Annotated in this window: 29 protein-coding genes and 1 pseudogene; 24 read left to right on the forward strand and 6 right to left on the reverse strand. The window is 33.1% G+C overall.

The window, feature by feature from the left end; genetic code table 11:
• Window positions 1-232 precede the first annotated feature (232 nt).
• Together NHG49_RS11965 and NHG49_RS11970 are read left to right on the forward strand one after the other, a co-directional pair.
• Entirely contained in the window at window positions 233-889 is a 657-nt protein-coding gene (locus NHG49_RS11965) for a DUF6944 family repetitive protein (RefSeq protein WP_088046815.1), read from the forward strand.
• A gap of 234 nt (window positions 890-1,123) precedes the next feature.
• Window positions 1,124-1,402 carry a hypothetical protein gene (locus NHG49_RS11970; protein ID WP_098110990.1) on the forward strand — a complete coding sequence of 93 codons (279 nt, stop codon included), beginning with the start codon at window positions 1,124-1,126 and terminating at the stop codon, window positions 1,400-1,402.
• A gap of 119 nt (window positions 1,403-1,521) precedes the next feature.
• On the opposite strand, the gene NHG49_RS11975 is transcribed toward NHG49_RS11970, so the two are convergent.
• The gene (locus tag NHG49_RS11975; protein WP_000443219.1) at window positions 1,522-1,659 is read right to left on the reverse strand and encodes a DUF3956 family protein; all 138 of its coding nucleotides are present in this window, start codon (window positions 1,657-1,659) and stop codon (window positions 1,522-1,524) included.
• A 200-nt stretch (window positions 1,660-1,859) separates the two neighbouring features.
• On the opposite strand from NHG49_RS11975, the gene NHG49_RS11980 reads away from it, so the two are divergent.
• The 7 genes from NHG49_RS11980 to NHG49_RS12010 all read left to right on the forward strand — a co-directional run bounded on the left by NHG49_RS11980 (window position 1,860) and on the right by NHG49_RS12010 (window position 6,815).
• Window positions 1,860-2,258 carry a CHRD domain-containing protein gene (locus NHG49_RS11980; RefSeq protein ID WP_240368303.1) on the forward strand — a complete coding sequence of 133 codons (399 nt, stop codon included), beginning with the start codon at window positions 1,860-1,862 and terminating at the stop codon, window positions 2,256-2,258.
• A 376-nt stretch (window positions 2,259-2,634) separates the two neighbouring features.
• Complete coding sequence (locus tag NHG49_RS11985; protein WP_064477317.1) at window positions 2,635-2,886, forward strand: DUF3947 family protein; 252 nt, start codon at window positions 2,635-2,637, stop codon at window positions 2,884-2,886.
• Window positions 2,887-3,519: 633 nt separating this feature from the next.
• A complete protein-coding gene (locus NHG49_RS11990; RefSeq protein ID WP_258126049.1) occupies window positions 3,520-4,020 on the forward strand; it encodes a sigma-70 family RNA polymerase sigma factor in 501 nt (166 codons plus the stop codon).
• A complete protein-coding gene (locus NHG49_RS11995; protein WP_064477315.1) occupies window positions 4,010-5,032 on the forward strand; it encodes an anti-sigma factor in 1,023 nt (340 codons plus the stop codon). Before NHG49_RS11990 ends, NHG49_RS11995 begins: the two co-directional genes overlap by 11 nt.
• Window positions 5,014-5,325, forward strand: a complete 312-nt coding sequence (locus NHG49_RS12000; RefSeq protein WP_064477314.1) for a hypothetical protein — start codon at window positions 5,014-5,016, stop codon at window positions 5,323-5,325. Before NHG49_RS11995 ends, NHG49_RS12000 begins: the two co-directional genes overlap by 19 nt.
• A gap of 235 nt (window positions 5,326-5,560) precedes the next feature.
• A complete protein-coding gene (locus tag NHG49_RS12005) occupies window positions 5,561-6,097 on the forward strand; it encodes a C1q-like domain-containing protein (RefSeq protein WP_064477313.1) in 537 nt (178 codons plus the stop codon).
• Between the two features lie 115 nt (window positions 6,098-6,212).
• The gene (locus NHG49_RS12010; protein ID WP_088046818.1) at window positions 6,213-6,815 is read left to right on the forward strand and encodes a C1q-like domain-containing protein; all 603 of its coding nucleotides are present in this window, start codon (window positions 6,213-6,215) and stop codon (window positions 6,813-6,815) included.
• 718 nt (window positions 6,816-7,533) lie between these two features.
• Here NHG49_RS12010 and NHG49_RS12015 read toward each other — a convergent pair.
• Together NHG49_RS12015 and NHG49_RS12020 are read right to left on the reverse strand one after the other, a co-directional pair.
• On the reverse strand, window positions 7,534-7,959 hold the full coding sequence (locus NHG49_RS12015; RefSeq protein ID WP_081257454.1) for a GIY-YIG nuclease family protein: 426 nt from the start codon (window positions 7,957-7,959) through the stop codon (window positions 7,534-7,536).
• Window positions 7,960-8,376: 417 nt separating this feature from the next.
• The gene (locus NHG49_RS12020; RefSeq protein ID WP_000412573.1) at window positions 8,377-8,571 is read right to left on the reverse strand and encodes a hypothetical protein; all 195 of its coding nucleotides are present in this window, start codon (window positions 8,569-8,571) and stop codon (window positions 8,377-8,379) included.
• 269 nt (window positions 8,572-8,840) lie between these two features.
• Between NHG49_RS12020 and NHG49_RS12025 the strand changes: the two genes are divergently transcribed.
• The 5 genes from NHG49_RS12025 to NHG49_RS12045 all read left to right on the forward strand — a co-directional run bounded on the left by NHG49_RS12025 (window position 8,841) and on the right by NHG49_RS12045 (window position 13,021).
• Entirely contained in the window at window positions 8,841-9,854 is a 1,014-nt protein-coding gene (locus NHG49_RS12025) for a glycoside hydrolase family 25 protein (protein ID WP_258126051.1), read from the forward strand.
• A 177-nt stretch (window positions 9,855-10,031) separates the two neighbouring features.
• Window positions 10,032-10,886, forward strand: a complete 855-nt coding sequence (locus NHG49_RS12030; RefSeq protein ID WP_258126052.1) for a peptidylprolyl isomerase PrsA — start codon at window positions 10,032-10,034, stop codon at window positions 10,884-10,886.
• Between the two features lie 486 nt (window positions 10,887-11,372).
• Window positions 11,373-11,591: a hypothetical protein gene (locus NHG49_RS12035; protein WP_258126053.1), complete on the forward strand. Its 219-nt coding sequence runs from the start codon at window positions 11,373-11,375 to the stop codon at window positions 11,589-11,591.
• 228 nt (window positions 11,592-11,819) lie between these two features.
• Window positions 11,820-12,227: a hypothetical protein gene (locus NHG49_RS12040; protein ID WP_064477309.1), complete on the forward strand. Its 408-nt coding sequence runs from the start codon at window positions 11,820-11,822 to the stop codon at window positions 12,225-12,227.
• A 458-nt stretch (window positions 12,228-12,685) separates the two neighbouring features.
• Window positions 12,686-13,021, forward strand: a complete 336-nt coding sequence (locus tag NHG49_RS12045; RefSeq protein WP_258126054.1) for a YolD-like family protein — start codon at window positions 12,686-12,688, stop codon at window positions 13,019-13,021.
• A 217-nt stretch (window positions 13,022-13,238) separates the two neighbouring features.
• Here the strand turns inward: NHG49_RS12045 and gerPF are convergent, their stop codons facing one another.
• A complete protein-coding gene (gene gerPF, locus NHG49_RS12050; RefSeq protein WP_001141565.1) occupies window positions 13,239-13,454 on the reverse strand; it encodes a spore germination protein GerPF in 216 nt (71 codons plus the stop codon).
• A 209-nt stretch (window positions 13,455-13,663) separates the two neighbouring features.
• Here gerPF and NHG49_RS12055 point away from each other — a divergent pair, with 209 nt between their 5' ends.
• The 5 genes from NHG49_RS12055 (at window position 13,664) to NHG49_RS12075 (ending at window position 16,274) form a co-directional block, all read left to right on the forward strand.
• Window positions 13,664-13,999: a hypothetical protein gene (locus NHG49_RS12055; protein WP_064477308.1), complete on the forward strand. Its 336-nt coding sequence runs from the start codon at window positions 13,664-13,666 to the stop codon at window positions 13,997-13,999.
• Window positions 14,000-14,040: 41 nt separating this feature from the next.
• Window positions 14,041-14,241, forward strand: a complete 201-nt coding sequence (locus NHG49_RS12060; protein WP_064477307.1) for a hypothetical protein — start codon at window positions 14,041-14,043, stop codon at window positions 14,239-14,241.
• A 132-nt stretch (window positions 14,242-14,373) separates the two neighbouring features.
• A complete protein-coding gene (locus NHG49_RS12065) occupies window positions 14,374-15,081 on the forward strand; it encodes an SDR family oxidoreductase (RefSeq protein WP_064477306.1) in 708 nt (235 codons plus the stop codon).
• Window positions 15,082-15,267: 186 nt separating this feature from the next.
• Window positions 15,268-15,927, forward strand: coding sequence for a DUF6944 family repetitive protein (locus NHG49_RS12070; protein WP_064477305.1), 660 nt, complete (start codon window positions 15,268-15,270; stop codon window positions 15,925-15,927).
• Between the two features lie 134 nt (window positions 15,928-16,061).
• Window positions 16,062-16,274, forward strand: coding sequence for a YqaE/Pmp3 family membrane protein (locus NHG49_RS12075; RefSeq protein ID WP_064477304.1), 213 nt, complete (start codon window positions 16,062-16,064; stop codon window positions 16,272-16,274).
• A gap of 68 nt (window positions 16,275-16,342) precedes the next feature.
• Here the strand turns inward: NHG49_RS12075 and NHG49_RS12080 are convergent, their stop codons facing one another.
• Window positions 16,343-16,552, reverse strand: coding sequence for a KTSC domain-containing protein (locus NHG49_RS12080; RefSeq protein WP_000977083.1), 210 nt, complete (start codon window positions 16,550-16,552; stop codon window positions 16,343-16,345).
• Between the two features lie 465 nt (window positions 16,553-17,017).
• Between NHG49_RS12080 and NHG49_RS12085 the strand changes: the two genes are divergently transcribed.
• Window positions 17,018-19,525, forward strand: a complete 2,508-nt coding sequence (locus tag NHG49_RS12085) for a transglycosylase domain-containing protein (protein ID WP_064477303.1) — start codon at window positions 17,018-17,020, stop codon at window positions 19,523-19,525.
• Window positions 19,526-19,755: 230 nt separating this feature from the next.
• On the opposite strand, the gene NHG49_RS12090 is transcribed toward NHG49_RS12085, so the two are convergent.
• A complete protein-coding gene (locus NHG49_RS12090) occupies window positions 19,756-20,037 on the reverse strand; it encodes a hypothetical protein (protein WP_064477302.1) in 282 nt (93 codons plus the stop codon).
• A gap of 237 nt (window positions 20,038-20,274) precedes the next feature.
• Between NHG49_RS12090 and NHG49_RS12095 the strand changes: the two genes are divergently transcribed.
• From NHG49_RS12095 to prpD, 4 genes and pseudogenes are all read left to right on the forward strand, one after another.
• The gene (locus NHG49_RS12095; RefSeq protein ID WP_088046824.1) at window positions 20,275-21,420 is read left to right on the forward strand and encodes an MFS transporter; all 1,146 of its coding nucleotides are present in this window, start codon (window positions 20,275-20,277) and stop codon (window positions 21,418-21,420) included.
• A gap of 15 nt (window positions 21,421-21,435) precedes the next feature.
• A pseudogene (locus NHG49_RS12100) lies at window positions 21,436-21,678 on the forward strand (HesB/YadR/YfhF family protein).
• A gap of 396 nt (window positions 21,679-22,074) precedes the next feature.
• Window positions 22,075-23,196 carry a citrate synthase gene (gene mmgD / locus NHG49_RS12105; protein ID WP_064477300.1) on the forward strand — a complete coding sequence of 374 codons (1,122 nt, stop codon included), beginning with the start codon at window positions 22,075-22,077 and terminating at the stop codon, window positions 23,194-23,196.
• Window positions 23,197-23,294: 98 nt separating this feature from the next.
• Window positions 23,295-24,731, forward strand: coding sequence for a 2-methylcitrate dehydratase (gene prpD, locus NHG49_RS12110; RefSeq protein ID WP_064477299.1), 1,437 nt, complete (start codon window positions 23,295-23,297; stop codon window positions 24,729-24,731).
• The last annotated feature ends 18 nt before the right edge of the window (window positions 24,732-24,749 follow it).

Consider the following 24,749-nt stretch of genomic DNA (forward strand, 5'->3'; position numbering starts at 1 on the left):
AAGTGGGGATTTTAATACCTTACAAATGTATAGTCATTAAAAAAGAAGTAGCAATATGTATAAAAATAATACAGAATTACGCTCAATATATGAGCATGATTTCTTAGAAAATTTGCTTTTATAAAGCAACCTAATAAAAGAGGGAAAACGAAGAGATAATTTGAATTTTTAACAGGTAGATGTGGGATTGAATAAGATGAAAGTAATTACTTAATGTTGGGATAGGTTATAAATGGAGAACCAACTAAAGGAAATATTTGGTGCGTTAATAGCAGCTATAGGTACAATAACTGCCGCTATTGGAAGTACACCTTTTTATTTTATAAGCAGTAATGTAAGGAAAGATTTGAATGTATACGGGAACGTATTACAAGCAGTTGGAAATGCTTTAGAGGCTGATGGTCAAGGGGAAATATCGCTTGAAAAAATCGGAAATGAAATTCAATCAATTGGTAATGTAACTGTAATATCTGGATTGGTTATTGAGTTTAAAGATGAAACAAAAATTAAATTAGTGATTGCTGGGAATTGGACACAGGCTTTAGGAGGACTTACAGCATTAGCAGATGAATTTGAGGATACTTCAGATAAAGATGAATCTTTAAATATTGTAGGAAACTTATTGCAAGCTATAGGGAATTCATTGCAAGCAATTGGGGGTATTTATGAACTGAAAACTAATAGAGAAGAGAGACAGTATGGTAAAGAAAATCAATTAAATGATATTGAAAAAAATTCAAACATTCAAGTGAATAGCGAACCGAATGAAAAAAATAAAGAAGGTCAACTTATAGAAATAACAGGAAGTTGGATACAAGCCGTAGGTTCCGTAATTTCATTAATTGGACAAATACGTGAAGAAAGTGAGGAGTTGGAAGGGAGCGATTGATAGACTAGCTTAAAAAATTAAAATGTAACTATGTTCTAAAACGACAATGAGTAATTTTCACCTTTTTTTGATGAACCATTATTATATGAAAATCATATAATATATTGTAGGACAAGCAACCAGCTTATAATCTATTAAATACTCAAAGAGCTTACCTTTTATATATCTTCGCATCTACTGATCTAGATGCTCTTTTTTATTGAACAAAACAACCATTTGGATAGGAGGTTAATAATGGGGATGACATTAGAAGAATTAGAAAAGTGTTATAATAAAGCCTTTATTGAGGGAGCAGAGTACGTAGCTGTTCAGATTGAAATGGATGGATTTCATAGCGATGAAGTAATTATTAACGACAAATACAGTATAGATTCTAAATTAAAGTATTATAAGAAAACATACAATGAAAATTTAGAACATAGATGGATTCCAGGGATTCGTATTGTAGGTTTTGCATATGGCTATTCGTTCTCGGAAATTCTATATGAATTAGGGTTGCTAGTGAAGAAATGATTAAACAAATAGCAGTTATTTTACGCGATGCCGTGCTTTTAGTGGTGTCTTTTTTGTTGTGAAGGAAAGATATAAATAAAAAGAGAGCCTAAGCTCTCTTTTGAATAGATACCTAACGTTTATGCACAGATTGGAATTCCTAATGCTATTAGGGTCAATGCTACTTGAAGAGAAAGTTCTAATCTAGCAATTTCGATTCCAGCGACTGAGACCACTAAAAGAGGTTGTCCATTAACGAACAAAACACAACTTTCCATACTTATGCCTCCTTCCGAGTAATCTAATATAGCATATGAATAAAAATTTAATACGTAATAGTTAGATTATAGAATTTAATAGAATTGATAATTTAACCTATGGTATAAAAAATTTAAGTAGACTAACAGCCGATTTATTAACACCATATATGAAGGGCAAGAATATATTAGGAGTATATAAAAACGTAGGAGTGGTAAATATGTTCTTTGCAAAGTTACGCGGTAGGAATGAAGTTCCATCAGTAGAAACAGATGCTCGAGGAGAGGCTTTTTTTAAATTAAGCCTGGACAAGCTTAGCTTAAAATTCAAATTAGATTTATTCGATATAGAGGATGTAGTTGTTGCCCATCTGCATCTTGGATCAAAAGGAACGAACGGTCCTGTTGTAGCTTTTTTATTTGGACCTATAACAAATCCAGTTTCAATAGAGTGTGCAACCCTCACAGGAATGATTACTCAAGATGATTTGATAGGGCCGTTAGCGGGTCAAACATTAGGTAACCTTGTAAATGAAATCATATCTAGAAACATATATATTAATGTTCATACAGTACAATATCCTAATGGTGAAATTCGCGGACAATTGAAGTATTGCTAATGAATTATAGTATTGTAAAAAATAAAGCATCCGTTGAGGGTGCTTTTATTTGGAGGAGGATGTATTAATAAGTCATATACCTTTAATAATCTTGAAAATTCATTTTCATAGTTTCAAAAGTAAATGAATTTAATTAGACGTAGTTAATTCACTATCTCTTTAGTTTGTGAATCTATTAACGGAAAATTCAAAATCAAACACCCTCTAAAATTAAATTAGTATTAGTAGATGAACCTTGTAAATGAAATATGAAAGTGTAACAGATAATAAAAATCTTTAAACCTAATCAAAGCTAATAGATTAACTCTCCGCACCCACTGAAATAAAGAATCATAACATAAATTGTAATTACTTTTACGGAAGTGAGTTGAAAATAATGTATTATTCATATTTTGCTTCTCAAGCAGGTATGCGACCAGCGTATGGTACATCAATAACGTTTAGCGGAGCACAAAGTACAGTTCAAGCTGTTCAACAAGCGTTACAAATGCAACAACAAATGCAAATGCAGCAACAAGGTATTCAGCCATATTATTCATCCATGGAGTATTTTTATCCAGTGCAACCTATTACACCGTATGGAAGTTCTTTTCTTACCATCCCATATGGAACTGTATATAACTTATAGAGATTAGTAGAGGGATATCCAACTGATTATTAGCCCTCGCCAATCGGGCAGTTACGATCAACGCGGCTCCCACCTAACTTTCTCGCATGTGCCGAATTTTGAGGTGTGAGTCTTATTCCCCGCAAATAGAGGAAACAACTGAGGGGGATGAAATTGTGTATATGTAAGCGTCAAATAGTCCCCACCTACAATTTGTAAATAACCGATGAGATAATCACCGTACATACTACAAGTGGAATTTTTTTGATGCGAATATACCGATTAAAGAAAGAATGAGAATTATTTTATCATGACAAATGATGGTTAGTGGCTCCGTATGAAAGGATACATAAATATTTACTTACGCGAACCTGGTTGAGATGTAAAAACGAAGTCCTATCTGTGGTTATTTTGTACAGGAAGATTGTCCTAAGACTATCAAGTTACAAGAGTAGGAGAACATCTGAGTCGTTTTTTGACTGTTTTTGAAAGATATTCACAGTCATAACATCACATGTTTTGTTTATAATTGTAAATAGTTATTAAAATGTATAAATGATGTTTTTTTTAAAATAAAAAATAAAAAAGAAAAAAGGAAAAATAATGCAACTTTTTAATTTGTTTATTCGTGTTATGTATGAAAGGAGGAGAGGGATGGAGATTGAAGAAATATATAAAGTTTATATAAACGATGTGTATCGGTATTTATTTTCCCTTTCTCGTAGCCATCACGTAGCGGAGGACTTGATGCAGGAGACTTTTTATCGGGCGTATCTTTATTTAGAAGACTATGAAAACCAAACGGTAAAATCATGGCTATTTAAAGTGGCATATCATACGTTTATTGATTTTGTTAGGAAAGAGAAAAAAATAACCTTTGTAGGAACGGAGGAATTAGAGACAATACAAGCAGGGGAATCTACAGAAGAGTATGTAGTCGCAAAAAATAGTTGCGAGAAGTTAATTCAGATTATTCATACTTTGCCGGTGGTAGAGGCACAATCTATTTTATTATGTGACGTACATCAATTAACGTACGAAGAGGGTGCTTCTGTACTAGATTTAAAGGTAAATACGTATAAAAGTCACATATTTCGCGGGAGAAAGAGATTAAAAGAATTGTTAAAGGGGGAAAAGAGTCAAAATGACAAATGATAAACCTCATTCTGAACAAGATAATTATAAAGAATTGTTACAAGAAGCTCTTCATCAAAGACCGGCTTCACTTCCTGATGGAAAACAGGAACAAGTGTTGAAAATAGGTAAAAAAAGAGCGCGTATTACGAATGTTTTGATTGTATTTACTTTTTTACTACTTATTCAACCTATTTTATATATATCTACACTCTTATATTATACAGTGGCACCTACAAACGCAATGGAGATACGGAATGTAGTAAATCAAACGTTAAGTGTAACAGAATCAAATGTATTTTTGAAAGATAGGGACATGGAGCAAACATTGCTACCGCTTAGTTTGCAATTGCATTTTGATTTGTATAAAAGGGTAGGAAAGAAAGATATTCGAATAGGAGAAGAGAAAACAGATTATGTATTAAGTAGAGCAACGAAAGTAAGCCGTGAATATACAACAGATGAAAAAATTCCAGAAGTCCCATATGTAGATAACGAGGTGTTGTCTCATCCTAATAATTATAATGTGTCCTATAATAGTAGCGAAGAAGCGCAGGTATTAAAGGGTCTTCCGCAAGAATCTGTTGTAGAAGCATTTGTATCTTTTAGAGAATTATTAAGTGTACAAGAGGTAACGAATATGTTTCCTACTATTGATATTGTGTGGTATGCCGTTAATACAGGATTAGAGGAGAAGCAAACGAATGAAGAGGGTATGTATGTAGCCCCGATTGGCTTTCCAGCAGATATGATTTCAAGTCCAAGTGGTGCTTTTGTAAGTGATTTACCTCATGAGGAACAATTTATTGATGTGTTAAAGTCATTACAGAAGCATGAAAATTTAGCAGTGAAGCTATCTAGAGCGAAAGTATTAGAGTTGTCAAAGCGTATTTCTTTCCTTGAAAAAAATGGGATAAAAACATACGGGGCAGTTGTAACTGGGCCTAAAGTAGAAGTTGAAAAATTGATGAGCCACGAAAAAGTTAGAAAATTGAAAGTAGGTGAAGCGAGGTTATGGAATTGGCATTCTTAAAAAAAGGACAGAATCGTATGTATAAACAGGAAACGTGGATGGGGACTATTTCATTAATTATTGCCTTTCTAGCGTTATTGTATTTGAACATTATATTGCTTATTCAAGAAACATTTATAGGTAAAAGTTTTCTGCAAATAGTTGGTATTGGAGTGGTGTGCTCAGTCATAGGTATGATTACCAAAAACAAAAGTCGAAAATATGCATTGTGGGCATGTAGTTTATTTATTTTTATACTGCTGTTTTCTGTATTTGGATTTATGCTAGGTTGGATGATAAGCTTTGGGCCATAAAAAAAGAGCGAATGTAGATTCGCTCTTTTTTATGTATAAAAGTAAACTAGATAAGAGAAGAACTTATGAAATTTGAATAGTAAGCATTATACATCTAGGTTGAAGTTTTATTGATATGTTTTCCGCCCGTGTATATATAAATAGGCGCAAATTTTGGACTAAAACAATAGCTCGTCCAAACATTGCCAATCCCTCTTACATAATATGTAGTAATAAGCATGAAAGGGGAACTAGTATGTCTTGTTATTACTACTGTAAGTATTGTAAAGAGTATAAAAAGAAACAGCATGATTGTTGTAAGTGCACGAGTAAGTGTAATGACAACGAGGAGAAGCTTGTTAGGGCATCTGCATTTAGAGCTAGAAATACGGTGAATCAAACAGTTCCTGCCAATACTTTTGTAAAGGTATTGTTCCAAAATGAACAATTTGATTTAGCAAATGAGTATAATCCAGTAACGTCTATTTTTATTCCGAAGACTAGGGGAGTTTACTCTATTATTGGAACGATTGGTTTCTTTCCAAACGATCCTAGCTTAAATTATAGAGCTCGTGTAGAAATTCGTGTAAATGGAAACGCAGCAATAGCTATAGATAATGACTTTTTCGGTCCAATAAGTTTTGGAAATGTAGTAAGTGTTTCGACGATTATTCAATTGAATGAAGGAGATCAAGTTGAGGTTTATGCACAAAGTAGCATAGACGGAGTTTTAAGCACTTCGGAAGACGGCTCACATTTTGAAGCTGCAAGATTCCCTTCTCCAATTAAATAAAGTCGAACATACAGAAAATAAAGAATAATCCTCATCGAAATGGTGGGGATTTTTTTGTTGAAAATAGTATCAGTTTGTCCAAACTATTCTAATCTATATTGCATAGTATGTAATAATAAATAAATATAAAGGGGGACTTACTACGTCATATTATTACTGTAAGTATTGTCAAGGTTACAAAAATAAAAGTCATGATTGCTTTAGAAAAAATAGTCAATGTGATAGAAAGTATGTACAAGTGAATTGTTGTGATGATAAGAAAGAAAAGCTTGTAAGAGCGTCTGCGTTTAGAGCTGTTAATACAATGAATCAGCCTGTTCCGGAAAATACTCCTGTTAAAGTATTATTTCAAAATGAACAGTTTGATCTAGCAAATGAATATAATCCTGCAACATCTATTTTTACTCCGAAGACTAAAGGGGTATATAGTGTATTAGGGAATATAACATTTTCTCCAAATGATTTTAATGTAAATTACAGAGCTAGGGTTGAAATTCGTGTGAATGGAAATCCAGCAATAGCAATCGATAATGATTTCTTTGGGACCGGGGTATTTTTTAATAATGATGTTTCAGTAACGTCTATTTTGCAATTAGAAGCAGGGGATTCAGTTGAAGTTTTTGCTGAGAGTAGTGTTGCTGGAGTAATTGTTCAAAATGTTAATGGTTTGAATACAGTTCATTTTGAAGCTGCAAGATTTCCTTCTCCAATTAAATAACGAAGAGAATATATTACTTTTCAGTAGGTTTAGTTAATCCCCTTTACCAAATGGTGGGGGATTATTATTGTTTTTCTAAAATATATAAGTAAATAGGTTAATTATAGTTTGTTTCAGGAGAATTTCACATGCTAGGATGTAAGGTTGAAAGTGCTAGCTTATTATGGGTATTAGATATTCTGCAGGTAATAAAAAGAGTAAAACAAAAAAATGTAACATGGTTGTGAAAATTTTTTGTTTTACATTTGCCAGTTGTCTTATAGAATAGCAAAGACATCTTGACTTATGAATATATATAAGTCCGTATAATTACGGTTTTTTTCTTTACTATATAGAAATTACATATTTAACATAGGTTTGTGTAGTTATTGCTATTGAATGGAAAGGAATAACATTAAGGCGATTACACTATATAAAAATAAAATTAATCCTAAGATGAGTAGTATGGGATACAACTTGAACATGTTGGACCTCCTTGAGTATATAAAGAATTTTAATAAATATTTGGTCAATTTAGAAGGGGAATGTATGAATGAGAATTGAATAATACACTAATTTAACAGCGATTAGTTTAAAGGAAAAAGAGCATGACATAGCTATCAAGCTCTTTTTTCAATGGCGAAGAATAAGTCTTTATATTGTCTTGTTATCCGCTAAAAACCATAGTGGACTTTAAGGGAGAGTGCCAAACTCTATTAAACTAATTTATGATCTGAGCTCATGCCCATTCATAGTTCTGAGTAGTTATTTTTTTATCAATTAATCCTCTTTGTCCAAAGCTGATAACTTCTAAGGCTTCTCTTCCTATATAGTAATTCGTACATTGGGTGTTTTCTAGTGGAGTATGCCAAGAAATTAAAAGTGCTTCTACATCTGATAATTTTTGCTCAGAATATTTACCTCCATTAGGAAATTCTAACATCCCTAACCTTACATGGATGCCTCTTGCCCCATGAATCCATTCTTTGTAATGTTCATTTAATCGTTTCGAAAAACTTCTTTTTGTTTTTCCGATATATAGTAATTTTTCCTTCCCACGATACACTCTATAAATTGCATATATACCTTTTGAAAAAGCTTCTTCATAATGATTGATTTCAGATAAATTATAAAGTTTAGACCACCTAATATGTACAATAGTCATACGTCTCACCCTTTTATCAAGATATTAAAATAAATCGTCTTTTTTCAATTTCTCAAAAATCGAAAGAAAATGCAAGGATTATAGTGAACGTATAATAAATAAAGGAGTATTGTTGATTACACATTGATTAAATTGTTTATAAGCAGCAGGTAGATTGATCGCTCGTAAAATATAAAAGTGAGCAGGTTTATGTGTACAGAATGAGAGATAAATAAAAAAAGAGCATACATAAAAAGTACGCTCTAAAGAAAGATAGGTTTTATGAGTGGATAATCTCCATACGATAATATATGCTCGATTAATAAAAACGTGTAAAAAATCAATAGATTATCAATGGAATAACATGAAATGAGTAATTTTGGTCTATTCCCGTAGTCGCGGAGCTAACCAAATTGTAAGGATTGCGAATAGAATGGATTAACAACTGGATAATGATCGTACTTCAGTTTCGTATTTCTTATAGTTTGGATATTGCGTAATAGTTTGACACTTAGGTGTGGAAAGTTGATTAATTATAGAAACATTTGTAATTACCTCGTTACAAGGACCGAAAAATGTGATTTTTAGTTTTGAGTTTGGTGGAACTTTGACCACGATAGGTTTTTTTTCCATGAAATCAGCTCCTAAGACGCAGTATTGTATACTGCGTTTTTTTGTTTAGATTAATATATAATATGAAATTTTTAGTTGAGTTGATAATGATATGGAGTTTGATGGTGTGATTAGATTATGAAAAATTAGTAGAAACTTAATTAAAAGATCGTATATTTTGAAAAATAATATAGATTTTCTTTATTTATAGTATAGATAGCTAGTATTAGGCATAAGGGGCTTTCAATAAGTCAAGCTTTGAATATGATATTAAAAGGGGATGAATTGTATTGGGGTATATTATCGATATTTCAAAATGGAATGGAACTATTGATTGGGGTATTGCAGCATCTCAGCTAGATTTAGTTATTGTTAGAGTTCAAGATGGCTCGAATACGGTAGATTTTATGTATCAAAATTATGTGAATGAAATGAAGAAACGCAGTATTCCATTTGGTAATTATGCATTTTGTCGTTTTATATCTATTGCTGATGCAAGGAAAGAGGCACAAGATTTTTGGAGTCGTGGCGATAAATCTGCTAAGTTTTGGGTGGTGGACGTAGAAATTCAAACGATGATGGATATGCAAGGGGGGACACAAGCGTTTATAGATGAATTACGCCGTTTAGGTGCGAAAAAAGTAGGGCTATACGTGGGGCATCACACGTATGTATCATTTGGAGCACGTAATATTGAAGTTGATTTTTTATGGATTCCTCGTTATGGAGGAAAGAAGCCAGCATATCCGTGTGATATTTGGCAATATACTGATACGGGAAATGTTCCTGGTATTGGGAAATGTGATTTAAATCAATTAATAGGAAATAAGTCGCTTTCTTGGTTTATAGGCTCGGATCAAGTAAATCAATCTATTCAATTTAACAGAGAGAATACACAGCAATCAAATGGTATTGGTATTGCAGTTTCGAAATATTCTGATGGATATGAAATAAACCTATATGAAAATCCTGCGAATCCTCAGTTTACAGGTACAATCACTCAAAAAAATCCATATTTAGTCTTACATGGTTATTGGGAAGACGCAGATAAAGATATGATTTGCTTAGGCAATGATAAACAGTGGGTATATGTAAAACATTTTGATGTAGAATGGTTTTATGCAGTTTCAAAATATCCTGTTGGGTATGGAGTGAATTATTATGCAGAGCCTGAATGTATAAATTATAAAGGAAATATTGATGGATCAAAATCTTTTCGTGTGTGGGGCAGAGCCAAAAATGCGGTAGATATCGGGCAAAATAATTGGATACTGGAAGAACATGTAACTATTAAGAATCTATAGGAATACGTAAAGGGTCATTTTACTGATACATAGTAAGATGACCTTTAATATTTGAACAAAAAAGAACATGATACATAGCTTATTCAAATGAAATGAATTACATGTGGAAAACACATTGTTAACACAAGTACATTGTATAGTTATTCTTATATAATAATAAAAGTGAGGTATTTTGAATTGAAAAAGAAAAAGCTATTTTTAGGAACAATTATTTCATGCGTAGTACTGGCATTATCGGCATGTGGTTCCTCAGACAATGTAGTAACATCAAAAATAGGGAATGTTACAGAGAAAGAGTTAAGTAAAGAATTAAGACAAAAATATGGGGAAAGTACTTTATACCAAATGGTGTTAAGTAAGGCGTTGCTAGATAAATATAAAGTTTCAGATGAGGAAGCAAAAAAACAAGTAGAAGAAGCAAAAGATAAAATGGGTGACAACTTCAAATCGACTTTAGAGCAAGTTGGATTGAAAAATGAAGATGAATTAAAAGAAAAAATGAAGCCAGAAATCGCATTTGAGAAAGCGATTAAAGCGACTGTCACAGAAAAAGATGTAAAAGATAACTATAAACCAGAAATGAAGGTAAGTCACATTTTAGTGAAAGATGAAAAGACTGCTAAAGAAGTGAAAGAGAAAGTAAATAATGGAGAAGATTTTGCAGCTTTAGCGAAGCAATATTCAGAGGATACTGGTTCAAAAGAACAAGGTGGAGAAATAACTGGTTTTGCTCCAGGGCAAACGGTGAAAGAATTTGAGGAAGCTGCATATAAATTAGATGCAGGACAAGTAAGTGAGCCGGTAAAAACAACTTACGGATACCATATTATTAAAGTGACAGATAAAAAAGAATTGAAGCCATTTGATGAAGTAAAAGATCAAATTCGTAAAGATTTAGAACAGCAAAGACTACAAGATACGACAGGTAAATGGAAACAACAAGTAGTTAATGATTTATTGAAAGATGCTGATATTAAAGTGAATGATAAAGAATTTAAAAATACATTTGAATTTCTAGAAAAGAAAGAATGATTGGAATTAGAAAAGGGAACCTATATAGGTTCCCTTTTCTAATTAGTGTGTGTGTTATAAATAGATAGTAAGACAATATAATATTACATTTAAATATTAAGAATTACAATGGGAATTTATGTAATTATTTTAAATAGGAATGATCAATGCTTCATAGAATGTTGATATTATAATGTTTCGTTTGCTTAATTTCATTAAATATAAAGTGGATTTATTAATTTCATCCCACTATTTGCATGTAGTCTGATTGGCGTGGGCTAATTAAAACCTGAATTGATTTAAGTTTTTCTTTATTGAAGTGGATAAACATAATTTACAGAATGAAACATACAATAGTATTGAAAAAATATTGATATTAAATGAAGTGAAAGCAGAGCATTCTACTAAAAAAGGATGTTCTTTTTAGTATGAAATTTTTAGGATATAGAAAGAATGCTTTTAAACGAATTACTTAATAGATAAATATATTATGTAGGAGGAGAAAATATGAAAGTAATTTTTCAGAGAGAAGGCGGGGGGAAGGTTTTTGAATCGCATGATGAAGATATAAGTAACTTATTAGCAATTTTAAAAGAAACGAAAGGGATTAAGATTGGGATGGTTGACTATGAAGTATTAAAATACGAATTAGAGTATTTTCATAACCCAAAAAAAGCAGTAACGGAGAGGGAATTACATATAATAGTACAACCAAAATATATGTAGTAAGGGGAGATTATGTATTCTTAAACAGTATGTACGGAAAGAGAGTGTTTACATTGCTCTCTTTTCTATAGAAATTTTGTGAGTTCGTTCTTTATAATATATGCTTTCATTTATAGTTGGTTAATAAACTTGAAAAATTAAAACTTTTTAGTTTAGGCAGGGATTTTATATTCAAGTAGATAAATGTTCATATAAAGTGTTTTTCATACAAATATTGGAGGAGTAAAAATGAGTTTAGCAAGTTATATAGGGTGCAATGTAGAAATTCCGTTAACGAATCCAGATTCCAATGATGTAATTGTTTTTGGATCGTGCTTTTCAGATGAAAGTATGCTTGAAATTGTACAAGAATTTCAATTTCAAACAAGTTACACGTATGAAGTTTCAACGAGCTGGGGCATTGAACTTGTTGAGTGGCAAATTGAAAAGGAGAAGAAAGATGCTAAAAAAAAGCTATTAGCTTTATGCTCGATTATGGAAGGTTATTTAAATGAGGGGGACTATTTTGAATTATTCAGTTGTTGGGTTGGTGATGAAGATCAGGAACGAGTGGGAGAATTAAAATTAAAAATAAATCATTTTAATATAGATGAGATTTGTATTCCGGAAAGAACGCTTGTCAGGATAGAAAAGTAAATATAGAAATATACGTTATTAGAAAAAAGCGACTTCTCTTTGTATGAAGTCGCTTTTTCTGTTGATATGTGAACGGCCTATTATATAAGAAGTGAAAAGCTCATTTGATGAAGAAAAAATAAATGATGGATAAAAATATAATTTAAATCATTCCAAAAGAACGTAGGTTCGTGTATAATTAGAACGAATGTTCTTGTGTGTGTACATAGTATACGAATAAGAAATAAAGTGAAACTTTAATTAGCGAGGTGTTCATCGTCCGTTATTTATTAGCTTTCACCAATTAAGCGTTTACGGGCAGTTGATTTTCGTATTACCTCCTCGCATATAGCGGATTTTGAGGTAGGAGCTCCACTACCTGTTAATGCGGGATAAATATGAGCCTAGCAATTATTAACGAATAATTGAGGAACAATATGTGTGAAATAGAATGGATAAATGATCAAGGAGATAAAGAAATGAATGATGTAAAGGTGCAGAAAATAGAAAGAGAATGGGTTCCATTTACAGTAATGTCGGAACAGTTGTTAAGTATGCGAAAGGTTGTTGTAGAGAAGTTTAAAGTACAAAAACCGTTCTTAACAAACGAAGCAAAAGAGAGAATTTCTGATAAATTATTAACGTCATTATTGTCTGAGAAAGAAATATTGGTGACATTTTTTGAAGATGGATACATCCTTACAAGTTATATGACAGTTGTGCATATAAATCCGCTAAAGCACAGTGTAATATGTACTGACGCATTTTATAAAACTTACGTATTTAATACTTCTGATATTATTGAAATAACGTAAGGGAAGCTGAAATTTCAATTTTAGCTTCCTTTACGTTATGTTAGATGAGGGATATAAATAATGAAACGAAAAAGCAGCTAGCTTCATACTAGCTGCTGAGCCCCAGGGAAAGGGAGAAAAAGATAGGGTACTCCAAAAATCAATAATAGCTGTGTAACAGCCTGATTATAGTATAGACAAATTTAAAATTCCTAAACAGAACGATGAAAAAATAGGATTAGGCTGTACCCACTTGGTTTTGATCTGCAAGGTCAGAATCAAACGTATTAGTCGCGCTCACGCCATTAAAAGTATTAACAACAAAACCAACATTTGAAGCACCAGATCCATTATAAGCCTTCGTATTTTCTTTCGGAGAAACGTTGTAGAAATCACCTAAATTAAATGAACCGTTACTATTTTGTACAACTAAATTCCCTACAACTGAGGGCATAGTTTTCACCCGCTTTACAATCATTTGTTAACACTACTATATGGTCTTATAGTCCAAATGGTTCATGTAACAAAAATTGTGGAATAGTAAAACGTTTGAAGTGTAGCTTAATCCCGTAATAAAAGTATGCTAAAATTAATGTAAGGTTGAGTAATTAATAATAACAATTGTATAATTAATATATACGAAATCGAAGGAGGCAAAATGTAATGAATAATGTTATAAAAAAAGTAGATTTAACAGATACAAAATCAAGTAATCTTGTTGCGCTTATTTATAGCAATGAAGTTATTTTGGTTGAAGAAGCATTTTGTCCAAATGAAATAAAATTAAAGTTTAATGAAATTGCAATTTTATCGGCTATTAAAACAGCACATATAATGAAAGTAACCATGAGAAAAGAACTGGAAGCAATTTTTCATGACACTGGTGTTTTATTTGTGAAGCATAGTGTTGATTATGGTAACAGTCAATCTATCACTATGCATTTTGAACAATTCAAAAAGTTGCAAAATGAGATTGAGAATTTAAATAAAAATAGGTAATCAGACTAGATGAAGATTCTTTCATAGAGGTGAACTGTTCTATGATGAAAAATTGGTTTGAAATTTTTTCAGATGTATCTCACTGTAAGCATAAATATGGTTTTATTAAGATGCAGGATAATGAAGATTTTAAAAGAAGTAATCTACGTGTAGCTTTTATGTATCGGTGTGAGAAATGCGGGAAAGAGAAGCGGAAATATAAAAGCAATAACGAAATGAATAATGACTTTTTTGATATATAAGCAAGAGTAACTGTTATGGTTACTCTTTTTGCTTACATAAAAACTCCTACTAAAGTATGAAATGAGTTGATACTTTAGTAAATGGCTGAATGAAAAGGGAGAGTGTAAAATTTTATAAAGGAGGAGAGGTACATGCAACGAAACGAAACTGGAAAAATTGTAATGATTACAGGAGTGACGCAAGGATTAGGGCGTGCAATGGTTGATCGATTTCATGAATTGGGATGGAATATATATGGCTGTGGACGTTCAAAAGATAAAATTGAAGAATTGAAAAAATATTACGGTAATATACATGATTTTCAAATAATCGATGTTTCAGACTCCCAGCAAGTAAGTAGTTGGGCAAATTATATACTTCATAGAAATAGAGCACCAGATTTGCTAATAAATAATGCATCGATTGTTAATAAAAATGCGCCACTGTGGAAAGTAACCGCTCAAGAATTCGAAAATATAATGAATGTAAACGTAAATGGTGTAGTAAATGTAATTCGGGCATTTGTCCCAGCGATGGTAGCTAGGAAAGAAGGAATGATTATTAATATGAGTTCTAGTTGGGGCCGAGAGGGAGAAGCTGAGCTTGCGCCATATTGTGCCTCAAAGTTTGCAATTGAAGGTATCACGAAATCTATGGCACTTGAATTACCCTATGGTATGGCTGTTGTTGCTTTAGATCCGGGCGGAAGTATCAGTACCCCAATGCTGTATTCATGTGCACCACAGTATGTAAATGAATCACCCACACCTGAAATGTGGTCACGTAATGCGATTAAATTTATATTAAATATAACAATAGATAAAAATGGAGCTTCATTGACATGCCCAGAATGTACGTAAATATATATTGAATTGCCATATTTTTAGTGATACACACTTTGTCCAAAAAAGTACCTTTCAGGTGCTTTTTTGTATGATTAGCACATTATAGAATGCACAAAATTACATATAGAAAATAAATATGAGTTAGAGGATACCATTTATGTATTTCGAAAGCACTAGAAAATTTCTAAATAGGTGATAAAAATGAATCCAAGCGGTTTAAAAGTGACAGGGGCATGGTTTCAAGTAGGAGGAAATCTTACAGCGGCTATTGGGACGACAAGAGGATTTATTGGAGAAGAGAAAGTTGAATCGGATCTTGTAATTGTAGGAAGCTCATTACAAGCCCTCGGGTATATATTACAAATTATAGCGAGTAATGATACCGGAGATGAACCTGAAAGAGAAAATCAAAATATGTGTTTGGAGAATAAAATTGAAATGCTTGATAAAATGGGCATTGAGTTATTAGCATTAGGGAATATATCAAATATAATAGGAACATATTTTAATATACATGAACAATTGAAAGAGAATGATTATCTTATAATTGTCGGGAACAGTTTACAATCGATTGGTGCATTTTTAGGAGTGGAAGCGGCTTTGCTTGAGATGAAAGCAATACAGAGAATTATTATATTAGGTAATTCTCTGCAAAGTTTAGGTGCTGGACTTCAAGCGTATCAAGGTATTATTAATGTATCAAAGAACGAAATAGAAAAGGAAGACAGTACGGTTGATAAGAAAAATGAGAGAATAATAGCACTCATTGGTGTTTGGATACAAGCGATAGGAACTTCTATTTCTGCGATTGGATTAACTATAATAGAGGAAGAAGAAAGATTAGAAAAAATAGATATGTGAAAATACACATTTGATAAAGGTAGGGAAATTTCAATTTTACATATGTGGTAGGATTGAAGTAGTAGGTTTTTAGGCATATGAATAGAATATATAAGAATAGAGATAAAAAATACAAAACAAGGAGTTTTCAAGAGATGATGTATTTATTGGCAATTCTACTACCACCTGTAGCTGTATTATTTTGCGGAAAACCATTTCAAGCAATCATTAACTTCATATTAACATTAATATTTTGGGTTCCAGGAGTTATACATGCGATATTAGTTGTACATGATAAAAAAGCAGACCGGAGATTAAAAAAACAAATTCAAGCATATGATGAAATGAATAAGAGGGATAGAAGATAGCTAAGTCGTGAAATGATTAAAAAAAGAAAGGGGGGACTACCTCCTTTCTTTTTTCATTCTGTTTAAGTTTAAATTTTAGTATAGCGGTAAGAATTTTTAATATAAGTATTGTGATAATTAGTTTTAGATTGTGCACTTAATAAACCGGTGTAAATATTTTCAGGCACGTTAAAGAAATCATACATTCCATTCTTTAATTGAATGCGTAAAATCATAGAAAAAGGATTATAGCCAACAGCAACTATATTTTTTGAACTCACGGGAGATAGCTTCATCATTACGCAACTCCTCACTTTTCATTTTTTATTATTTCTTGTAGATGTTGAGTTTGTGGTGTTGAAATCCTTATAATTAAAGAGGTATTATACTTATATGCAATATATTAAATGTTTGTTATACGTAATAATAAGGAAGTTCACACGAAGTACATATCGTTGTGCTATTTTTATTTCACCTTTGATTTATAAATAAGAAAATATTGACCATTTGAAAAAAAGGTATATTATTTATACGAGGTATAAAAATTCACTTTTTACATTCTATGCTTAAAGGGGCAGCATTATTAGGGTAAATAGAAGTGAAAATAGTTTGTATACGAAGAATTCTAAAAATTATAATCTGTGAATTAGGAAAATATTGAATGCTCCAGGTCAATATACTTTCTTAATTAACTTCAGTTTAGAAAGTGACCTCAATATTTTTAAGTAAATCAACGGGAGAATTGAAAGGCAGGAGAAAGTAACATGTCAGAAAATTATCGTTCTCGAGAGGAGCGACGACAAGTTAAAAAGAAAAAACAGCCAGCTTCTAAAACACAAAAACCAAAAGGGAAAACATCGTTCTTTCGTAAGTTTTTAATTACTTGTTTATTACTTGGTATTGTTGGTTTAGTGGCAGGGGTTGCTACCTTCTTCGTAATGATTAAGGATGCACCAAAACTTGAGAAAGCAAAACTTGTTAATCCGTTATCCTCAAAAATTTATGATAAAAATGGCGATTTGGTTTATGAATATGGGAAAGAAAAACGGACGAATGTTACGTATGATCAAATTCCTAAATTAGTAGAAAATGCATTTTTAGCAACAGAAGATGCACGTTTTTATGAGCATAGCGGAGTAGACTTCAAAGGTACTGCCCGTGCTGTGTTGGTGAGCCTTAAAGGAGATTACGGTTCACAGGGTGGAAGTACGATAACGCAGCAGGTTATTAAAAACTATTTCTTATCGATGGAAAAAACATCAAAACGTAAGGTTCAGGAAATATATTTAGCGTATAAGCTAGAACAACAGTATTCAAAACATGAAATTTTAGAAATGTATTTAAATAAAATTAATTTAGGAAACCGTTCGTATGGTATCGCAACAGCAGCACAAAACTACTATGGTAAAGAATTAAAAGAGTTAACATTACCAGAAGTTGCGATGCTTGCAGGTTTACCGAAAGCACCGAATAACTATGATCCAACGAAAACGGACAATATTCAAAGAGCAACAGAAAGAAGAGATGTTGTACTAAAATTAATGAATCGACATGGTTATATTACGAAGGCAGAAATGGAAGAAGCTTCGAAAGTTAAAGTAACAGATGGACTTAAAACTGCAACTGTACAAGCAATGCCATATCCTGCATTTATGGATGCAGTTGTGAAAGAAGTAGAAAAAGAATTGCCAGATGCTAATATTGGTTCTGACGGTTTGGAAATTTATACAACTTTAGATAAAGATGCACAGAAAGCTGCTGATAGGATATTAGATGAAAATATTATTAACTATCCAAATGATAAATTCCAAGGTGCTTTCACATTTATGGATACGAAAACAGGTGAGGTTCGTGCTATAGGTAGTGGGCGCGGTGAAAATAAAGCAGTATTTAAAGGGCATAATATGGCAATTGAATTAGATCGTGCAGCTGGTTCGACGATGAAGCCAATCTTTGATTACGGTCCTGCAATTGAATACTTAAAATGGGCTACATATCATCAAATTGATGATTCTCCATTTAAATATTCAACTGGACAAGAACTTCGAAATGCGGACAGAAGTCATTTAGGCCCAATTACTATGCGTGAAGCATTAAAAATGTCGCGTAACGTTCCAGCAGTTAAAACTGCAAAAGAAGTAGGACTTAATAAATCAAAGGAATTCTCTGAGAAATTAGGTATTACATTTAATAAACCGCTGGCAGAATCAACAGCTATAGGTACAAATGAAGTTTCACCAACTGAAATGGCGGGTGCTTATGCGACATTTGGTAATGGTGGAAAGTATGCAAAACCGCATTTTGTTAAGAAAGTAGTTTATCCAGACGGCAAGTCACAAAGTTTTGAGCAAAAACCAAAACAAGTTATAGCTGACTCTACAGCATATATGATCACTGATATGCTTCGTTCAGTAGTAACATCAGGTACTGGTACAGCAGCAAATATTAGCTCTTTAGATGTAGCTGGTAAAACAGGTACAACAAACTATGCTTCAAAACAATTAGCTCAATATAACATTCCAGAAAGTGCGACTCGTGATAGTTGGTTTGCAGGTTATACGCCGCAATATACGATGGCGGTATGGACTGGATATATGAAAGATGGTAAAGACGAGTATATTAGTAGTAAAAATACGAAAATTGCACAGTTGATCTTTAAAGAAATGATGAGTGAGTTTGCTACTGACAAATCACGCTTTAAAATGCCAAGTAGCGTTATTCAAGAAGGTAGTGAGCTACGTATAAAAGGTGAAAAACGTGATTCTTCACCAAATACGAGCGTACCGGATACAACGGAACAACCAAAACAAGATCAAAAGCAAAAAACTGAAGAAGAGAAAAACAAAGAAGAATTAAAGAAACAAGAAGAGCTTAAAAAACAAGAAGAACAAAAGCAACAAGAGGAACTGAAGAAGCAAGAAGAACAAAAGAAACTAGAAGAGCAAAAGAAACAAGAAGAAGAAAAGAAACAAAATGAACAAAATAATGGAAATGGCCAAGGAACGACACCTCCAGCAAATAACGGAGGAGGCCAAGGAAATACAACACCTCCAGCAAATAATGGAGCTGGTCAAGGAAATACAACACCTCCAGCGAATAACGGAGGAGGTCAAGGAAATACAACACCTCCAGCAAATAATGGAGGAGGCCAAGGAAATACAACACCTCCAGCAAATAATGGAGCTGGTCAAGGAAATACAACACCTCCAGCGACCACACAACCAGATACTGGCGGGAATGCAGGAGAAGCCCCTGTCAATAATGGACAATAAGAGAAGTTAATAAAAAGTACAAAAAAGCACTTAAGATTTGTAAAAATTACAATCTTAAGTGCTTTTTTATCGTTTAAATTAAAATGTTGATTATTGATTTCCTACAGAAAAGTCTATAGTAAGCAGTTTATAGGTTTTTAGGATTAAATAGTTGTTCTGTGAAATTACTACATAATTTTCTATTTGAAGTATTATTTTCGTTAAAATGCAGCAGCTATGCAAGGATGAATTTAAATGTTAAAAGTACCGTGGAAATTTTGGAAATAAATAGAAGGGAAATGATAAAAAACTTGAGCCTGAGGTAATGGAGGATAACTTTGGCTTTGAAAGGTGGTACTACTTGGATGTGCGCCATGATGCCAAAATGAGGGAGTAACTTGACCTGGAATTTGATATTGTTGCCAAGTTGCAGGAAGTTCAATCCCTACATCGGAACTAGCTGTATGAACGGCTGGAACGTGTATCCCAGGAGTCGAAGGAACGACGGCCGTTACTCTTGAAGATACCCACATAACATAATCACTCCTAAGTTGTGATAATAAAGTAGTATATTCTTTTCACGCGTATAAAGGTACATATAGATAGGACTTTAGGCTAATGTATACTTATAAAGTTGTAAGACCAATTTATATTGATGGTGGACCATTTATTATAAAAAGTTACGTCTATTTACGGAGGGAAAAGGGACTGAGAAAATGTAAAATGGAGGTGTTAATTGCAAGAATATACGTGTTTATGGAGGAATTTTAATGGAACGATTATGGACGAAATCATTTATTCAAATGACTTTCGCAATGTTATTTTTATTTACAGGATTTTATTTACTTGTACCAACGCTCCCGCTCTTTATTAAAGAGATAGGCGGCAATGAATCACAAGTTGGACTCATGATGGGAATGTTTACAATAGCTGCAGTTGTAATACGACCGATTATTGGAGGGATGTTAGATCAATATGGTAGAAGATCGTTTATTATTTTCGGACTCATCCTTTTTGGGCTAACGATGTATTCCTATAATTTAGCATCGACTATAGTCCTTTTAGCAGTTTTACGCGTTATTCACGGAGTGACATGGGCTGTTTCTACAACAGCTGTTGGAACAGCGATAACTGATATTATTCCAGATTCACGCCGTGGTGAAGGTATGGGTTGGTACGGGATGGCTATGACAATTGCAATGGCAATCGGCCCAATGATTGGATTATCGGTTGTACAACATTATTCATTTCACGGTCTATTCTTGTTGGCAACTCTTTTATCCTTTATGGCAGTCCTATTATCGTTCATGACGAAAATGCCATTCACACCACAAAAAGAAAAAGGGAAAATGCAGTTGTTTGAAAAATCGGTTCTATCCATTACAATTGTAGTTTTCTTTTTATCATTTGCATATGGAGGAATTACGACGTTTTTACCGCTATTTGCATCTTCAATCGATGTGAATCCTGGGACATTCTTTCTTGTATATGCAGTTGCTTTAACGATTGTAAGACCAATTTCAGGAAAACTATTAGATAAGTATGGAGAAGTATTTATTATACTCCCGGCACTATGTATTACGATTATCGCGATAGTTGTATTAACGATTTCAAATAGTTTAATAGGGGTAGTTATCGCAGCTGCATTATACGGTGTTGGATTCGGTTCAGCACAGCCCGCATTACAAGCAGCGATGCTTACAATTGTTGATCCGAGTAAAAGAGGAGTTGCTAACGCTTCATTCTTTACTGCATTTGATTTAGGGATTGGACTTGGTGCGATTTTACTTGGAGTTATTTCGCAAATGTTTGGTTACCGTATTTTATTTGTAGGTAGTGCAATTTCAGGACTAATCGCTTTCATTATTTTTGTCATTTTTGTAAAACAGCGATTAGGTAAAAAAGAATTTGCGTAAACGGGAGTAACAAAGATGAAAATTTCAATTGAACTTAACGATTTACAATGGTTAAAGGATAACATAATAATAGTTCAATTCAGCCGGCCTATTCTTTAGGGATAGTTTCTGAGAAATCAGATGGGGAAATCGTGTCAGTTGAGAAAGAAGTCATTCTATTTTGGGAGATGTTTATAATCTTTGGTACTTTAAAACTATCATTTAGTTAAATGTTACTATGAGGAAACGGAAGAAATTCAATTTAATTATGTGAAATAATAACTTTTTTAAAAATAAATAAGTTTTATATAAGAATTATATTGATGAGATAGTGAAATAAATATCATGTAGAAACGAGTTGTATATGTGTACAGCTCGTTTTTTTTATTTTCTTAAAAAAATTGGTTGAATGATATATTCTGTGGGATTTTCTGAGTCATCCTTATATTTTGTTTTAATAAGACATATAAAGAAGTCAGTCCTTTCTTTATAAAATGTGAAAATTATTTTTGAAAAATTGTATTGTTACATCGGTAAAAGTATAGGAAACTTATCATTATAAAATAAATTGAAATCTTCTAAAAACTCTGATACATTGAAATAGAAATGTAGTTTCACGATTTTGTAAAGGCTTACAGTTATGTGCACGAAGATCTATTAGGATTGGAGGAAATAATGATGAAAGCTGAAGAAAAATTTTCCCCGGGATTAGATGGTATAGTGGCAGCGGAGACGAAAATTTCGTTTCTTGACACAGTGAAAGGTGAAATTGTAATTCAAGGGTATGATTTAATCGAACTCTCAAAAACAAAAGAGTATTTAGATATTGTGCACCTTTTATTGGAAGAACATCTACCGAATGAGGATGAAAAAGCACAACTTGAAAAGAAATTAAAAGAAGAATACGCGGTACCAGAAGGTGTATTCAACGTATTAAAGGCATTACCGAAAGAAACGCACCCGATGGATGGATTGCGTACAGGTGTGTCCGCATTAGCTGGTTACGATAATGATATCGAAAACCGCTCGTTAGAAGTAAACAAAAGCCGCGGGTACAAATTATTGAGCAAAGTACCAAACATTGTAGCGAATAGCTATCATATTTTAAATAATGAAGAGCCAATCCAGCCTCTTCAAGAATTAACATATAGCGCGAATTTCTTCTATATGTTAACAGGTAAAAAACCAACTGAACTTGAGGAGAAGATCTTTGATCGTTCCCTTGTTTTATATAGTGAACATGAAATGCCAAACTCTACATTTACAGCGCGCGTTATTGCATCAACGCAATCGGACTTATATGGTGCTTTAACAGGGGCAGTTGCATCTTTAAAAGGTAGCTTACACGGTGGTGCGAACGAAGCGGTTATGTACATGCTGTTAGAAGCTGGTAATGTTGAGAAGTTTGAAGAGTTGTTACAGAAGAAATTATATAACAAAGAAAAAATTATGGGCTTTGGACATCGTGTGTACATGAAGAAGATGGATCCAAGAGCACTGATGATGAAGGAAGCTTTGAAGCAGTTATGTGATGTAAAAGGTGATTATACACTATATGAAATGTGTGAAGCTGGAGAAAAGATTATGGAGAAGGAAAAAGGAATTTATCCGAACCTTGATTATTATGCAGCTCCAGTATATTGGATGCTTGGTATTCCAATTCAACTTTACACACCAATCTTCTTTAGCTCTAGAACAGTAGGACTATGTGCGCACGTAATTGAGCAACATGCGAACAATCGATTGTTCCGTCCACGTGTTAATTATATTGGCGAGCGACATGTACTTAGTAAATAAGAACAACTGGGGAGTTGTTAGCGCCGCCCGCTAGATGGGTGTTTGACCGACACCCATCATTAATAATAACGAATTTTCGACAGAAAGGGAAGAATAGTATGATTAAAACAAATGAAATTAAACAAAAAGATGCATTATTAGAAGAAATTGCGGATTATGTATTAAATAAAGAGGTAACTAGTGCAGAAGCATTCAGTACTGCTCGCTACGTATTACTTGATACGCTTGGATGCGGAATTTTAGCACTACAATATCCAGAGTGTACGAAATTACTAGGACCAGTTGTACCAGGAACAATCGTACCAAATGGTACACGTGTACCAGGTACGTCATATGTGCTTGATCCAGTGAAAGGTGCATTTAATATCGGATGTATGATCCGTTGGTTAGACTATAACGATACTTGGCTTGCAGCAGAGTGGGGACATCCATCTGATAACTTAGGCGGAATTTTAGCAGTTGCAGATTATATTAGCCGTGTTCGTATTTCAGAAGGAAAAGAACCATTAAAAGTACGTGAAGTATTAGAAATGATGATTAAAGCACATGAAATTCAAGGTGTACTAGCTTTAGAAAATAGTTTGAATCGTGTTGGTCTTGACCACGTATTATACGTAAAAGTAGCAACAACTGCTGTAGTTGCAAAAATGCTTGGCGGAACACGTGAAGAAATCTTTAATGCATTATCACATGCATGGATTGATAATTCTAGTCTTCGTACATATCGTCATGCACCAAATACTGGCTCACGTAAATCATGGGCAGCAGGTGATGCAACAAGCCGTGGTGTTCATCTTGCAATGACTGCTCTAAAAGGTGAAATGGGTTATCCAACAGCATTATCTGCACCAGGTTGGGGATTCCAAGATGTATTATTCAATAAACAAGAATTAAAGTTAGCAAGACCGTTAGAGTCTTATGTAATGGAAAATGTATTATTTAAAGTTTCATACCCAGCAGAGTTCCATGCACAAACAGCTGCAGAGTGTGCTGTGAAATTACATCCAGAAATTAAAGAAAGATTAGATGAAATTGACCGTATTACAATTACAACTCATGAATCAGCAATTCGTATTATCGATAAAGAAGGTCCATTAAATAACCCAGCTGATCGTGATCATTGCTTACAATACATTACGGCAATTGGTTTATTAAAAGGAGATATCGTTGCGGATGATTATGAGGATGTAGTAGCAAATGATCCACGTGTAGATGAATTACGTAATAAGATGGTTGTTGTTGAAAACAAACAGTACAGTTTAGATTACCTTGACCCGAACAAGCGCTCAATCGCCAACGCTGTTCAAGTTCATTTCAAGAATGGCACTGTAACAGAAAATGTGGAATGTGAATATCCACTTGGTCACCGTTTCCGTAGAGACGAAGCAATTCCAAAAGTTGTTCAAAAATTCACTGCAAATATGGCAGGTCATTATTCTAGTAAGCAGCAAGAACAAATTCATGAAGTTTGTCTAAATGAAGAAAAACTAGAAAATATGAATGTAAACGAATTTGTAGATCTATTTTTAAATTAATGATAGGGGGAATTTAGA

This window comes from Bacillus sp. IBL03825, assembly GCF_024712505.1.
GTDB lineage: Bacteria > Bacillota > Bacilli > Bacillales > Bacillaceae_G > Bacillus_A > Bacillus_A wiedmannii.

Bases quoted from the DNA above. Each gene is read 5' to 3' on its own strand.
- NHG49_RS11965 (WP_088046815.1), top strand. From the start codon at position 233: ATGGAGAACCAACTAAAGGAAATATTTGGTGCGTTAATAGCAGCTATA.
- NHG49_RS11970 (WP_098110990.1), top strand. From the start codon at position 1,124: ATGGGGATGACATTAGAAGAATTAGAAAAGTGTTATAATAAAGCCTTT.
- NHG49_RS11975 (WP_000443219.1), bottom strand. From the start codon at position 1,659: ATGGAAAGTTGTGTTTTGTTCGTTAATGGACAACCTCTTTTAGTGGTC.
- NHG49_RS11980 (WP_240368303.1), top strand. From the start codon at position 1,860: ATGTTCTTTGCAAAGTTACGCGGTAGGAATGAAGTTCCATCAGTAGAA.
- NHG49_RS11985 (WP_064477317.1), top strand. From the start codon at position 2,635: ATGTATTATTCATATTTTGCTTCTCAAGCAGGTATGCGACCAGCGTAT.
- NHG49_RS11990 (WP_258126049.1), top strand. From the start codon at position 3,520: ATGGAGATTGAAGAAATATATAAAGTTTATATAAACGATGTGTATCGG.
- NHG49_RS11995 (WP_064477315.1), top strand. From the start codon at position 4,010: ATGACAAATGATAAACCTCATTCTGAACAAGATAATTATAAAGAATTG.
- NHG49_RS12000 (WP_064477314.1), top strand. From the start codon at position 5,014: ATGGAATTGGCATTCTTAAAAAAAGGACAGAATCGTATGTATAAACAG.
- NHG49_RS12005 (WP_064477313.1), top strand. From the start codon at position 5,561: ATGTCTTGTTATTACTACTGTAAGTATTGTAAAGAGTATAAAAAGAAA.
- NHG49_RS12015 (WP_081257454.1), bottom strand. From the start codon at position 7,959: ATGACTATTGTACATATTAGGTGGTCTAAACTTTATAATTTATCTGAA.
- NHG49_RS12020 (WP_000412573.1), bottom strand. From the start codon at position 8,571: ATGGAAAAAAAACCTATCGTGGTCAAAGTTCCACCAAACTCAAAACTA.
- NHG49_RS12035 (WP_258126053.1), top strand. From the start codon at position 11,373: ATGAAAGTAATTTTTCAGAGAGAAGGCGGGGGGAAGGTTTTTGAATCG.
- NHG49_RS12040 (WP_064477309.1), top strand. From the start codon at position 11,820: ATGAGTTTAGCAAGTTATATAGGGTGCAATGTAGAAATTCCGTTAACG.
- NHG49_RS12045 (WP_258126054.1), top strand. From the start codon at position 12,686: ATGAATGATGTAAAGGTGCAGAAAATAGAAAGAGAATGGGTTCCATTT.
- gerPF (WP_001141565.1), bottom strand. From the start codon at position 13,454: ATGCCCTCAGTTGTAGGGAATTTAGTTGTACAAAATAGTAACGGTTCA.
- NHG49_RS12055 (WP_064477308.1), top strand. From the start codon at position 13,664: ATGAATAATGTTATAAAAAAAGTAGATTTAACAGATACAAAATCAAGT.
- NHG49_RS12060 (WP_064477307.1), top strand. From the start codon at position 14,041: ATGATGAAAAATTGGTTTGAAATTTTTTCAGATGTATCTCACTGTAAG.
- NHG49_RS12065 (WP_064477306.1), top strand. From the start codon at position 14,374: ATGCAACGAAACGAAACTGGAAAAATTGTAATGATTACAGGAGTGACG.
- NHG49_RS12070 (WP_064477305.1), top strand. From the start codon at position 15,268: ATGAATCCAAGCGGTTTAAAAGTGACAGGGGCATGGTTTCAAGTAGGA.
- NHG49_RS12075 (WP_064477304.1), top strand. From the start codon at position 16,062: ATGATGTATTTATTGGCAATTCTACTACCACCTGTAGCTGTATTATTT.
- NHG49_RS12080 (WP_000977083.1), bottom strand. From the start codon at position 16,552: ATGATGAAGCTATCTCCCGTGAGTTCAAAAAATATAGTTGCTGTTGGC.
- NHG49_RS12085 (WP_064477303.1), top strand. From the start codon at position 17,018: ATGTCAGAAAATTATCGTTCTCGAGAGGAGCGACGACAAGTTAAAAAG.
- NHG49_RS12090 (WP_064477302.1), bottom strand. From the start codon at position 20,037: ATGTGGGTATCTTCAAGAGTAACGGCCGTCGTTCCTTCGACTCCTGGG.
- NHG49_RS12095 (WP_088046824.1), top strand. From the start codon at position 20,275: ATGGAACGATTATGGACGAAATCATTTATTCAAATGACTTTCGCAATG.
- mmgD (WP_064477300.1), top strand. From the start codon at position 22,075: ATGATGAAAGCTGAAGAAAAATTTTCCCCGGGATTAGATGGTATAGTG.
- prpD (WP_064477299.1), top strand. From the start codon at position 23,295: ATGATTAAAACAAATGAAATTAAACAAAAAGATGCATTATTAGAAGAA.